Here is a 13,250-nt window from a genome sequence, read left to right as displayed (position 1 = left end):
AGGGTTTTAAAAACTCCAAAATAACAAGTTTAGGATTAACTGATTGATCAAGGATCCGAGGTAAAATCGGCTTGCTTTACTAACCACGACTCATCCTTTATAATTGAATAACGTTGAGTTTAACAAACAATGTACTAATGTAGGCAGTATATTAAATAATATATTTTAAAGAACGTTTTATAAATGATCTTCTAGCAAGTTAGTCAATTCATTTATCTTTTGCAATACTTCGGCTTTTTCTTTAGTATTTTTTAACGATACTATTTCTGCTTTTGACGCAAACTGTAAAGCACTCATTGCTAAAACATCTTGCTTATCTGCTACCGCATAACTCTGTTCAAACTTGGCGATCAATTCATTAATACTTTTCGCTGCCTTTCGTAATCCTTCCTCTTCATCGGTACTATTTACACTTAACGGATACGTTCTACCAGCAATTACCACATTAACTTTTATTTTTGCCATGCAAAGAACTTTGTATTATGTGTTCAAAAGAGTAATACATTTATCAATCTCTCGAACTAAAGCATTTATTTTGAGTTTTGTTTCTCTTGTATTTTCGTTACTGCCCTCAATAGTTTTTGCAACTTTAAGCAAATTAAATTGTTTTTGCTGTTTTTCTAATTGCCTCTCTTTTTCTTGTAATAAAACTTGTAACTCCGCGTTATTTTGAAGTAAAACTTTATTTTCTTCTTTCAAAAACTCATAGTTCGAAAGTAAGTTCTTTAACTTATCTTCCAGTAAATGAATTGCTTTTAAAGGGTTACTCATTTATTTTTGAGAATAAAACTATGTTCACAAAGTTATTAATATAACTTATAATTAGCAACTCTTTTATTGTTTTTTACCAAAACACTGATTCTGAACCTTTAAGGTTTTTGTTAGAATTTTACTAGTTTTGCTTTAAAACTATTGCATTTTGAAATTTTATTTTTCTATTATTTTATTAGTCTTTTGTATTAGTGGAAATGCCCAAAACAAATATCCACAAAATTATTTTTCAAATCCTTTAAAAATTCCAGTAGTACTTGCTGGTACTTTTGGAGAATTGAGAAGTAATCACTTTCATTCTGGAGTAGATATTAAAACCCAAGGAAAAGAAGGTATTCCTATTTATGCTCCTGCAGATGGATATGTTTCTCGTATAAAAGTACAGCAATATGGTTTTGGAAAAGCATTGTATATAACACACCCTAATGGTTACACTACCGTATATGCTCATTTAAAACGATTTGAACCAAATATTCAACGATACGTAAAAAATATCCAGTATAAAAAAGAAAAATATAGTACAGGAAATCTTTTCTTAAAATCAGATAAATTTCCTGTAAAAAAAGGACAACTTATTGGTTACACTGGTGATACTGGTAGTTCTGGAGGCCCTCACCTACATTATGAAATTAGAAATACTGAAACAGAACATATTATTAACCCAATGCATTTTGGTTTAACAGCTAAAGATGATAAACACCCAACAGTTCAAAAATTAATAGCATATCCTTTAAGTGACGACGCAAGAATTAATAATTCTGCATTAGAATCTGTTATTTCTTTTAAAAACAACGGTAATGGTAATTATGTAGCTGAAAAAATTACCGCTAGTGGTACTATTGGTTTTGGTATTAGTGTATTTGACCGATTAAATGGAGCATTGAATAAAAATGGAATTTATAGTTTAGAAATGAAGGTTAATGGCAAGCGTGTGTATTATCATGATGTTGAAACCTTTTCTTTTGCTGAAAGTAAATATATTAACTTATTAATAGATTATAAGCACTATAAAAAGTATAGAAACAGAGTACAAAGAACACATAAAGTAAGAGCTAACAGACTTAGTTTATATGAAAATTTAGTAAACAATGGAAAGATTCATATAGAAAACGGAGCTAATTACAATATTGAAATCATAGCCAAAGATTTTAAACACAACACCTCTAAAGTAAGAATACCTGTTAGAGGAACTACAAGTAATTTGGTTTTTAAACAAAAAGACACTACTAACTACAAAATTATAGCAACTGAATTTAATAAATTCCATCAAAAGAATGTAACTGTCGCTTTTCCTAAAAACACCTTTTATGAAGATTGTTTTATCGACTTTAAGGTTGAAAATGGTACTGCTAAAATTCACGAACCTATAATTCCTTTAGACAAACGTTATACACTAACTTTTGAAACTTCATTTTTAACAGAAGATCAAAAACAACATGTATACATTGCTAATGTTACAAATCCTAGATACCCAAGATATACATCTACTAAAAAGAAAATAGACAAAGTATATACCACTACTAAACGTTTAGGTAGTTATGCCTTACGTTTTGACACTGAAAAACCGACCATTCAACTATATAATTTTAGCAATAACCAGTGGATTTCTAAAAATAAAACACTTAAAGTTAAAATTGGAGATAAAGAAACTGGTATTAAAAATTACCGTGCTACTATTGATGGTGAATGGATTTTAATGGAGTATAACCATAAAAAAAGAATACTTACGTACGATTTTAATGATAAAAAGTTGGTAGGTAGCAAACATATTTTTAAACTTGTAGTCTCTGATAATGTGGGTAATACTGAAACAGTTTCAGCAACATTTTTCAGAAAAGTAAACTAAACAAGCTTGAAAAAATTTATTCTTTTATTACTGTTCCCTTCACTAGTTTTTGCACAAAAAACAGCTACAGTAAAAGGAATCATTACCAATAAATTCAATACACCAATTGAAGGAGTTGCGATTTCTTATTTATCAAAAGGAACTACTACCGATGCTAACGGAATGTATCAATTTACCATTCCTATCCGCAAAACAGTTACCGTTACATTTACACATGTTTCTTATAAAACTTTAGTAAAAAAATTCACTTCCAGAGGAAAAAGAAACTTTAACTTCTCACCTATTTTAAAAATTAAGAGTGAAGAATTAGAAGAAGTTATCGTTAAAAACCAACAAAAAGAAGCCCAAGGAATTACCAAAATAAAAACTAAAAAAGTAAAAAACATACTTGGCGCCAATGCTGGTGTTGAAAATATATTGATGACACTACCTGGAGTTAGTAACAACAATGAATTAAGTACTCAGTATAATGTTCGTGGTGGTAACTTTGATGAAAACTTGGTATATGTTAACGGAATTGAAGTATATCGCCCATTCTTAATTCGTTCTGGTCAACAAGAAGGATTGAGTTTTACCAATCCTCATATGATTCAGAATATCAATTTTTCTGCGGGTGGATTTCAAGCTAAATACGGTGATAAGTTATCTTCTGTACTAGATATTACCTATAGAAAGCCGACCAACTTTGGTGTTCAACTAGATTTAAGTTTGTTAGGAGGTAGTTTTACTATTGAAGATACTTTTGCTAACAATAAGCTAAGTGCAATTGTTGGTGTTCGTTATCGTGATAATAGCTTATTTGTAAACAGTAAACAAACTGAAATAAACTTTAGACCTCAATTTACAGATATTCAATCATTTTTAAGCTACCAAGCAACCAGTAAACTTACATTAAATTTCTTAGGAAATTTTTCTCTTAACAACTATAATTACAAACCATTAACTCGCAAAACTCGATTTGGAACTTTAACGAATCCGCTAGAGTTAATCGTTTTTTATCAAGGACAAGAAAAAGATCGTTTTCAAACCTTATTTGGAGCTTTTTCTGCTGATTATCAAGTTAGCAATAACCTAAAACTTACTGGTACAGTCTCATCTTTTAATACTCAAGAAGAAGAATACTTTGATATTGCTGCTGCCTATGCAATAGGAGAAGTAAATAGTAATATTGGTTCTGAAGATTTTGGTGAAGTTGAATTTTCTCAAGGTATTGGTTCACAAATTAATCATGCACGTAACGACTTGGATGCTTTAATCAGTAACATTCAACTAAAAGCTACTTTAAAAGACAGTAACAATGAATGGAAAGCCGGTATCAAATACCAAAAAGAAAATATTAAAGATCGTATTCGTGAATGGGAAGTGATAGACTCTTTAGGTTTTTCTGTTCGCCCACCACACCACACCACAAATAATCAACCATACGAACCTTTTACAGGTCCTATTGAGCCTTACAGAAATGTGAGGGCAGAAAATGAAACAGACATTAACCGTATTACTAGTTTTTTACAATTTAGTAGAAAAGCAATGTGGAACGATCACCAAGTTTGGATGAATATTGGAGTTCGTTCTCATTATTGGTCTATAAAAACAGTTTCTACTAATAATTATTCTCAAACAATCTTTAGTCCTAGAGCGCAATTTGCTATAAAACCTGATTGGGAGAGCGATATGCTATTTAGAATATCTGGTGGATGGTATTCACAACCTCCTTTTTATAAAGAATTACGTGATTATGACGGACAAGTACATCCCGAAGTAAAAGCACAAAAATCAATTCACTTAGTTGCTGGGAATGAATATAGTTTCAACTTATGGGAACGTCCTTTTAAATTAGTTACTGAACTTTATTATAAAGACTTATCTGATGTAAATGCTTACTCTGTAGATAATGTCCGTATTCGTTATCGCGCAGACAATGTTACTGATGCCTATGCTTATGGTTTAGATGTTCGCTTAAATGGTGAGTTTGTTCCGGGTAACGATAGTTGGGTAAGCTTTGGATATTTAAAAACTGAAGAAAATATTAACAATAGAGGTTACATAGCTAGACCAACCGATCAACGTTTAAAGTTTGGAGTACTATTTCAAGATTATGTACCTAACTTACCTGATTTAAAGGCCTACTTAAACTTAGTTTACAATACAGGTTTGCCAGGTGGAGCTCCTGCTTATTCAGATGTATATCAATTTCAAAACCGTTTAAACGATTATAAACGTGCTGATGTAGGAATTTCTTATGTTTTTGCAGATGCAAACAAACAACATAAAACAGGCTTCTTAAGAAGTTTTAAAGAGCTTACTGCTGGTTTAGAACTTTTTAACATTTTTGACATTCGTAATTCCAACACAAACACGTGGGTACGTGATGCATACAGTAAAAATCAATATGGTATTCCTAATTATATGACAGGTAGAGTCCTGAACTTTAAACTAGGAATGCAGTTTTAATATGAAAACAACACCAAAGCACGACGAAAGAATTGCTAACATGACTTTTGCTTCTGTTTATCCACACTATGTTACGAAAGTTGAGAAAAAAGGTAGAACTAAAGAAGAGTTACACCAAGTAATTGAATGGTTAACTGGTTTTGATAACGAGATGTTAAACAAATTAATTGATCAAAAAGTAACTTTTGAAACCTTCTTCAAGGAAGCCAACTTAAATTCAAACGCTCATTTAATTACAGGAGTTATTTGTGGTTATCGAATAGAAGAAATCGAAACTCCCTTAACAAAGCAAGTTCGTTATTTAGACAAGCTTGTAGATGAATTGGCTAAAGGTCGTAAAATGGAAAAAATTTACGCTAACCATACTTAGTTCTAATCTATTTAAAAATCTAGAAATTATATTTTATAAGTTTTAGAGACTTTTTAAGTCTCTAAAACTATTTAACCTCACTTATTTCCTTGCTATCTTATAAATTACTATAATTTCAATTATTATAGTAGGTATTAACAAGAACAATCCTAAGCTAGCCAAAACTGTAGTAGACAATAAAACTCCTGTTATTATTTCTAAAACACCACATACTTGTACTAAAGTTCCTAACCTACTCTTTAACTGTAATAAGCCAATACCAAAAATTATTTGAACGACTCCAAAAACAAGTAGCTCTACTATAAGAGATACTCCAACAACCTCTTCACTAAAGTTTATTAAAAATATATCATAGAACTCAAATAGTACATAAGCTATCATAAAGACATAAACTATTATCTCTAATAATTTATGAGCATAAATTTTAGCTATTCTTAAAAACCCCATAAAGAATAATACAAAAGCCATAGAAGAAATTACTTTAATACTAGTATATAGCAATCCATTAAAAATTGATTCATCCTTTGTAAACTGATATACATCAGCAATAGTTTCAACAAAACCAAAAACAAAATAAATAACTCCAAAAATCCAAGCTAAGTTTAATTTCTTTTTATCTTGATTTGTAAGTACAACCTCGTTTGTAAATTCTTCTAAATTAATAGTTGCATCCAATGCTTCTAATATAGTTTTAATCGTAAAACTTCTTGGCATAGTTTCCCCTGCCTCTATACGTTGTATTGTACGAACATTAATATTACATTTTTCAACAAGCTCTTCTTGAGTTAATCCTTTTTGTTTTCTTAATTCAAGAATCTTTTTTCCTAAATCTGGTTGTTTCATGGTAAGTAAATTTTTATTTCTCATACAATATTACTTTTGATTCTAAATTTGATAAAACTATTTAATGGTTTTTAACCCGACTTTTACACGACATCTCTTTATTTACAATGCTTTCAAGACGAATTCATTTTTTATAAAAAATAAAAACACCAGCAAAGATGATAAAAATTGAATACATTTGCTTTTGTTAATTTTCAACACATGAAACTAGTTTTTGCTACCAATAATCTAAATAAACTTGCTGAAGTACAAAAAATGCTACCTAGCTCTATTGAGTTACTTTCTTTAAAAGATATCAACTGTCTTGATGATATTGAAGAAACTGCAACAACTTTAGAAGGAAATGCTAAAATTAAAGCAAATTACATTACCGAAAAGTTTGGATACAATTGTTTTGCTGATGATACAGGTTTAGAAGTTGAAGCTATAAACGGAGAACCAGGTGTTTATTCAGCTCGCTATGCAGGTGAACCTGCTAATGCAGAAAACAACATGCAAAAACTATTAACAGAATTAAATCATAAAACCAATAGAAATGCTCAGTTTAGGACTTCTATTTGTTTAAATTTAGACGAAAAACAATTTTTATTTGATGGAGTTTGTAAAGGAACTATTTTAACATCTAAACAAGGTGAAAAAGGTTTTGGATATGATCCTATTTTTCAGCCTGAAGGATACAACAAATCATTTGCAGAAATGACTTCAGAAGAAAAAAACAAAATAAGTCATAGAGGATTAGCTATTCAACAATTAGTAGCTTTTTTAAAATCAATTAGCTAATTGAATTTATCAAAAACATATACAGTTCACTTCTTACTTTTATCGGTTTTACTGATAGTTTTTTTACTACTAAACATTAGTTTTGGTTCCGTATCAATTCCTCTAAAAGAAATTTTCAATTCCTTATTTGGTAATCCTGTAGCAAAAGATAGTTGGGAAACCATTATCATAAATTACCGATTACCAAAAGCTATTACTGCTATTTTAGTAGGATCAGGTTTAGCTATAAGTGGATTGTTAATGCAAACATTATTTAGAAATCCGCTTGCTGGTCCTTTTGTGTTAGGAATATCTTCTGGTGCAAGCCTTGGTGTAGCATTGCTCATTTTAGGCTCTAGTGTTTTTGGAGGATTCTTTCTTGTAGCTATATACTCTAACTGGGCATTAGCCATTGCTGCTAGCGCAGGATCTTTTTTAGTATTATCAGCTGTTATTATAGCTGCAAATAGAGTTCGTAATACGATGTCTATTTTAATTATTGGATTAATGTTTGGCTCTTTAACATCAGCAGTTATTAGTGTTTTAGCTTTTTTTAGTGAAGCTGAACAAATACAACAATATTTATTTTGGAGCTTTGGAAGCTTGGGGAATTTAACTTGGACAGAACTTTCAGTTTTTGGAATTATTTACCTGGTAGGAATTCTTGGAACATTTTCAGTTATTAAACCTTTAAACAGCTTTTTATTGGGTGAAAACTATGCAAAAAGCTTAGGAATCAACATCAAAAAAAGTAGAAATATTATTTTACTAATCACAAGTATTCTTACAGGGGTAATTACTGCTTTTTCAGGTCCTATTGCTTTTGTTGGACTAGCTGTTCCACATATTGCTAAAATGATTTTCTCTACTTCAAACCATAAAATATTATTACCCGCAGTTGCTTTAATTGGAGCAATTATTCTGTTAATTTGCGACAGTATAGCGCAGTTACCTACAAGCGAGTTTACCTTACCTATTAACGCAATAACATCATTATTTGGGGCACCTGTAGTTATATGGTTATTAATTAGGAAGAAGAAAATATACGTATAAAACTAAAAACATAAACAGTTAAACATCAAGCAACAACAAAAACATATTGTCTTACAAACAGAAAACCTTTCAATAGGTTACAAATCAAAAAAGCAAGAAACTCTCATTGCTTCAAATATTGATTTAACTATTGAAAAAGGGAAGTTTGTTGCTTTGTTAGGTAAAAACGGGATTGGAAAATCAACCTTGCTTCGTACTATTTCTAAAGTTCAAAAACCCTTAAAAGGTGTTGTAAAAATCAAACAAAAAGAACTTTTATCTTACACTAATCAAGAATTATCTACCACGCTGAGTTTAGTATTAACCGAACGTTTACCTTTAAGTCAGTTAACTGTTTTTGAATTAGTTGCTTTAGGACGTCAACCCTACACCAACTGGATTGACAAACTCACACAAGACCACTTAAAGAAAATTCTCTGGGCAATTGAACAAACAGAAATTACACATTTAAAAGACAAACGATTTTATGAATTAAGCGATGGTCAATTACAACGTGTACTTATTGCCCGTGCTTTAGCTCAAGATACCGAAATCATTATTTTAGATGAACCTACAGCACATCTAGATATACATCACACATTTAAAGTATTTTCTTTATTAAAAAAGCTTGTAGAAAACACAGGAAAAACTATTATTATTTCCACTCACGAAGTAAATATAGCAATTCAACTAGCTGATGAATTCATATTACTTTCTGAAAAACAATTATATACTGGTACCTCACAAGAATTAATTGCTAAAAATGCTTTTGATGAACTTTTTCCTAAAGAATTAATAAGTTTTAACAAAACATTAGAACAATTCGTTATCAAGAAAAATTAAATTTGGACGATTGTAACATTTTGTTACTTTTGAAGCTAATCAAACTAAACAAACCTTAATTATTGATGAGAAAATTACTTTATATGGCTAGTGCAGTTGCACTGGTAGCATGTGGTTCAAGCAAAGAGACTGCAAATACAGATAATGATGTAACCACAGACCAAGCTGCAAAATATGCAAAAACCATTACTGCAAAAGATTTAGGAAAACATCTATTTATCTATGCTTCTGATGAATTTGAAGGAAGAAACACTGGTGAACCTGGACAAAAGAAAGCGGTAAAGTATTTAAAAGATTTTTATGTTAGTCAAGGAATAGCATCTCCTTTAGGAGGAAATGATTACTTTCAAGAAGTACCTTCTGAATACTTAAGTAACAACCGTAGAGGAATGACTTTAAAAGATTCTGAAAATGTTGTTGCTTTTATCAAAGGAACAGAAAAACCAGATGAAATAGTGGTTATTTCTGCTCACTTAGACCACGAAGGAGTTAAAAATGCAGAAATATACAATGGTGCAGATGATGACGGATCAGGAACTGTAGCCATTTTAGAAATTGCTGAAGCTTTTAAACAAGCTGCTGATGCTGGAAAAGGCCCTAAGCGTTCTATTTTATTCTTACATGTTACTGGTGAAGAAAAAGGCTTATTAGGATCTAAATATTATACAGAAAACCCTATTTTCCCATTAGCTAATACTGTTGCTGATTTAAATATTGATATGATTGGTAGAGTTGACGACCGTCATAAAGGAAATCCAAATTACGTATACTTAATTGGTTCTGATAAATTAAGTACTGAATTACACAATATCTCTGAAGCGATGAATAAAAAATATACAAACATCGATTTAGATTATAAATACAACGACGATAACGACCCTAACCGTTTTTATTATCGTTCTGACCATTATAATTTTGCTAAGCACAACATTCCTATTATTTTTTATTTTAATGGAACACATGCCGACTATCACCGACCAACTGATACTCCTGACAAAATCAATTACGAAATGTTAGAAAATAGAGCCCGTTTGGTTTTCCATACTGCTTGGGAAGTTGCGAATCGTGAGAATCGTGTTGTGGTTGATAAAGCCGCAAAATAAGGTCTAATCAAATTTAAATTATAAAGTTTAAAAGCTCATCTAAATTAGATGGGCTTTTTATTTACTTTTAACTTAAATACCATTCCTAAAATATATCCCCTTTTCTTACCATAACCAACCTTAAATAGATTATTTATCTATAAAATATTTTAAATTAGAAAAATAATCCAAAGATTAGTTTTTTAACTGATAAATAACATTGCTTCGTTTACATTTGCCCGCTTAAATTTTAATACTATGGTTAACGAAGGGAAATTATCATTAGAAAATCAACAAAAACTAGATAAGTTACAAGAAGAATTAGCTTCTGCTCGTGATACTTTTTTAGGGTATCCTGTATCAAAAGATTTTGATTATTCAGAATTAAATAAGTTTTTTCAATATCCAATTAACAACCTTGGTGATCCTTTTGAACAAGGTACTTATCGTGTACGAACCCATGAAATGGAACGTGAGGTTATTGCCTTTTTTGCAAAACTATTTAGAGCTAACCCAAAAGATTTTTGGGGATATGTAACCAATGGTGGTTCAGAAAGTAACCTATATGGTTTATATATAGCTCGTGAGCTGTTTCCAAAAGCTATGGTATATTATTCTGAATCTACTCATTACAGTGTACGTAAAAACATCCATTTATTAAATATTCCAAGTATTGTAATTAAATCGCAAGAAAATGGTGAAATGGATTATGAAGATTTTGAAAATACTGTTCGTATGAATCGTCATAAACCTGTAATAGTATTAGCAACTTTTGGTACTACTATGAAAGAAGCTAAAGACGACATAGGTAAAATTAAAGGCATCTTACATAACCTAGCTATTCAAGATCATTATATTCACTGCGATGCTGCTTTAGCAGGATCATTTGGACCCTTTATGCAACCCCGTCTTCCTTTTGATTTTATGGATGGGGCTGACAGTATTTCTATCAGCGGACATAAATTTATCGGTTCACCAATACCGACTGGGGTATTAATGGCAAAGCGATCGAACAGAGACAGAATTGCTAAAGGAATTTCGTACATCGGTTCTTTTGATACTACTATTACAGGCTCTCGTAACGGACATTCTCCTTTATTCTTATGGTATGCCTTAAAGCAATTAGGTGTTGAGGGTTTACAGCAACGTTACCAACATAGTTTAGCTGTAGCTGAATATTGCGAAGCTGAGTTACAAAAAATTGGAGTAAATGCTTGGAGAAATCCTAATGCAATTACTGTGGTATTACCAAAAACTCCACAAAGTATTAAAGATAAATGGCAGTTAGCTACTGAAGGGAACATTTCTCATGTTATTTGTATGCCTAACGTAACAAAGACTCAAATTGATGAATTTGTAAACGATTTAAAAAATTGTACAGAACAGATTATTGAAGAGGAATTTTCCTATGATTTTTCATTAAGCTAACCTTTTATTAATCTAAGACAAGTACTTTTGATTGCTTTAAAAGAAAATTTAATTATGAAGAAATTATTATTAAGTACAATGCTACTTGCATTGTCATTTGCTTATGGGCAAGAAAAAAAAGAAAAATTAACTATTGAAAAAGGTACATGGTATACTAGTGCAAATTTTTCTATAGGACATAATAGTAATGAATTTGAAGGTTCTCCTGAAACTTCTAAATATTTTAACTTTAACTTCTCTCCTAAGGTAGGATACACTATTAACGACAACTTAATTATAGGTTTAGGTGTAGGATATGGATATTCAAAAAGTGAATCAGGGAGTCAAATTGGAAAAGGTAATTCCTACCAAATCTTTCCTTATGTTAAAAAACACTTTCCACTTGGAAAGAAATTAACTATTTCGTTACAAGGAGAATTTAGTTATAGTTATGCTGATTATTCAAGCAATATTAATTCTACTCCATACGAAAGAAGCACCAACCAATATTTTGTAGGGATAAGACCTGGACTTACTTATTTTTTAAATAAAAACATCGCTTTAGAAGCTAATATAGGTAGCTTAGGTTATTCTAAAACAGACCAAGATGAAAGTAGTTTTCCTGACAGAGAATCTGATTCATTTCAGTTTAATATAAACTCAACTGATTTAATGTTCGGTTTATCATATTATTGGTAGTATTAAACTTTACAAATCAAACAAAAAACGCTAAGAAAATTCTTAGCGTTTTTTTATACATTCTATTATTTGAAACTTTTTATTTTGTTGTAACACACTTACCGAAGTAAAAAGTTTTGTTAGGTGCGTACTATAATTCAAATGTGAATTAGCAACTAACAAAAACCTTCCGTTGTTTTTCAAACAATTTTCTATTCCTTTAAAAAGATTTAGTGCTATCTCAATATTATTCTCATGTTCAAAGTGAAAAGGTGGGTTCGATACTACTAAGTCAAAAGAATTTTCTTTTAACTCCTCTAGGGTATCATCGCATAAAAATTCTGCTTTTTTTCCTTCTAAGTTAATTTTAGATGACTCAATAGCTAAATTAAAATCATCTAACAAAGTTACTTCTGCTTGTGGATTTTGCTCGGTAACTTCATAAGCTATAACTCCATTACCAGAAGCTACATCTAACACTTTTAACTCCTCTGTTTTAACTTCTAAATTTTCTAAAAAAAATTGCGTTCCTATATCTACACTTCCAGAGGAAAACACACCATAATATTGCTGTAAAGTTTTGTCTTCCCTCTGAATAGTATTAATTAGATTTTTCTTTTGAAATTCTTTTTTAGGTGCTTTTAAAATTAACAAACGTGCTTTTTTCCAAGCTTTTGACTGAGTAACTTCTTCAAAATATTGTTCAGCAACCTTTATGTAAGAAGGAGAAAAATACTTAGTCATAAACCCACAAATAACCTCAGTTTTTTCTTGTGAAGCTTTATGGATTTGTTGTAAAAATAACTCAAATAACTCTAAAGACTTAGGAATTTTAATCAAGGCCACTTCTACGTGCTGCAAATCATCAATTGGAGTTTTAAAATCAACTTCCGTAGAAAAATTATTCAATTTCAAATTTTTACAAATTGCTTTTTGCTGACTAGCATACGTCCAAACAGTAGTTACTTTTTTATTCTGTAAAGCACAATTCCACACCCCAAAACGATCATTAAAAAGGTGTAAGTGCTCTATATTCTTTTCAGCTATATAATCTAATACTAATAATTCAGCACTACTCCAAGCTCGTAAACTTTTGTCGGAAGTCTTGGGATAACGCTCTAATTGATATGTTTTTGAATGTATTTTTACTGTAGTATCCAATTAATAT

Annotated in this window: 13 protein-coding genes and 1 other RNA gene; 9 read left to right on the top strand and 5 right to left on the bottom strand. The window is 30.5% G+C overall.

The genetic code is table 11. The features are described 5' to 3' along the window. Positions 1-10 precede the first annotated feature (10 nt). The 3 genes from ssrS to VBY68_RS00615 form a co-directional block, all read right to left on the bottom strand. A non-coding RNA gene (ssrS, locus tag VBY68_RS00625) (6S RNA) lies at positions 11-119 on the bottom strand. 58 nt (positions 120-177) lie between these two features. Continuing rightward, positions 178-465: a cell division protein ZapA gene (locus tag VBY68_RS00620; RefSeq protein ID WP_099213796.1), complete on the bottom strand. Its 288-nt coding sequence runs from the start codon at positions 463-465 to the stop codon at positions 178-180. 15 nt (positions 466-480) lie between these two features. Beyond that, positions 481-699, bottom strand: a complete 219-nt coding sequence (locus VBY68_RS00615; protein ID WP_415268540.1) for a hypothetical protein — start codon at positions 697-699, stop codon at positions 481-483. Positions 700-919: 220 nt separating this feature from the next. Here VBY68_RS00615 and VBY68_RS00610 point away from each other — a divergent pair, with 220 nt between their 5' ends. Genes VBY68_RS00610 through VBY68_RS00600 form a run of 3 tightly spaced genes read left to right on the top strand, consistent with a single transcriptional unit; the run spans position 920 to position 5,438 of the window. Then, complete coding sequence (locus tag VBY68_RS00610) at positions 920-2,617, top strand: M23 family metallopeptidase (protein ID WP_415268539.1); 1,698 nt, start codon at positions 920-922, stop codon at positions 2,615-2,617. A 6-nt stretch (positions 2,618-2,623) separates the two neighbouring features. After that, positions 2,624-5,068 (top strand): carboxypeptidase-like regulatory domain-containing protein, encoded by a 2,445-nt coding sequence (locus VBY68_RS00605; RefSeq protein WP_415268538.1) that lies wholly within the window; start codon positions 2,624-2,626, stop codon positions 5,066-5,068. Between the two features lies 1 nt (position 5,069). Further along, entirely contained in the window at positions 5,070-5,438 is a 369-nt protein-coding gene (locus VBY68_RS00600) for a DUF2200 domain-containing protein (protein ID WP_415268537.1), read from the top strand. A gap of 81 nt (positions 5,439-5,519) precedes the next feature. Here the strand turns inward: VBY68_RS00600 and VBY68_RS00595 are convergent, their stop codons facing one another. Continuing rightward, the gene (locus VBY68_RS00595) at positions 5,520-6,305 is read right to left on the bottom strand and encodes a helix-turn-helix domain-containing protein (protein WP_415268536.1); all 786 of its coding nucleotides are present in this window, start codon (positions 6,303-6,305) and stop codon (positions 5,520-5,522) included. A gap of 177 nt (positions 6,306-6,482) precedes the next feature. Here VBY68_RS00595 and VBY68_RS00590 point away from each other — a divergent pair, with 177 nt between their 5' ends. The 6 genes from VBY68_RS00590 (at position 6,483) to VBY68_RS00565 (ending at position 12,103) form a co-directional block, all read left to right on the top strand. Then, positions 6,483-7,061, top strand: a complete 579-nt coding sequence (locus tag VBY68_RS00590; protein ID WP_121147547.1) for a non-canonical purine NTP diphosphatase — start codon at positions 6,483-6,485, stop codon at positions 7,059-7,061. Beyond that, positions 7,062-8,093, top strand: a complete 1,032-nt coding sequence (locus tag VBY68_RS00585; RefSeq protein ID WP_415268535.1) for a FecCD family ABC transporter permease — start codon at positions 7,062-7,064, stop codon at positions 8,091-8,093. A gap of 24 nt (positions 8,094-8,117) precedes the next feature. Next, positions 8,118-8,915 carry an ABC transporter ATP-binding protein gene (locus VBY68_RS00580; protein ID WP_415268695.1) on the top strand — a complete coding sequence of 266 codons (798 nt, stop codon included), beginning with the start codon at positions 8,118-8,120 and terminating at the stop codon, positions 8,913-8,915. 65 nt (positions 8,916-8,980) lie between these two features. Further along, complete coding sequence (locus VBY68_RS00575) at positions 8,981-10,018, top strand: M28 family metallopeptidase (protein WP_415268534.1); 1,038 nt, start codon at positions 8,981-8,983, stop codon at positions 10,016-10,018. A 237-nt stretch (positions 10,019-10,255) separates the two neighbouring features. Beyond that, positions 10,256-11,425: a histidine decarboxylase gene (locus VBY68_RS00570; protein ID WP_099213805.1), complete on the top strand. Its 1,170-nt coding sequence runs from the start codon at positions 10,256-10,258 to the stop codon at positions 11,423-11,425. Between the two features lie 54 nt (positions 11,426-11,479). Next, positions 11,480-12,103, top strand: coding sequence for an outer membrane beta-barrel protein (locus tag VBY68_RS00565; RefSeq protein WP_099276244.1), 624 nt, complete (start codon positions 11,480-11,482; stop codon positions 12,101-12,103). 42 nt (positions 12,104-12,145) lie between these two features. On the opposite strand, the gene VBY68_RS00560 is transcribed toward VBY68_RS00565, so the two are convergent. Further along, positions 12,146-13,243 carry a methyltransferase gene (locus tag VBY68_RS00560; protein WP_415268533.1) on the bottom strand — a complete coding sequence of 366 codons (1,098 nt, stop codon included), beginning with the start codon at positions 13,241-13,243 and terminating at the stop codon, positions 12,146-12,148. Positions 13,244-13,250 lie beyond the last annotated feature (7 nt).

Origin of the sequence: Tenacibaculum ascidiaceicola (assembly GCF_047470925.1) — a bacterium.
Lineage (GTDB): Bacteria > Bacteroidota > Bacteroidia > Flavobacteriales > Flavobacteriaceae > Polaribacter > Polaribacter discolor.
Note: the sequence above shows the minus strand (reverse complement) of the source record. Positions and strands in the feature narration are given on the sequence as shown.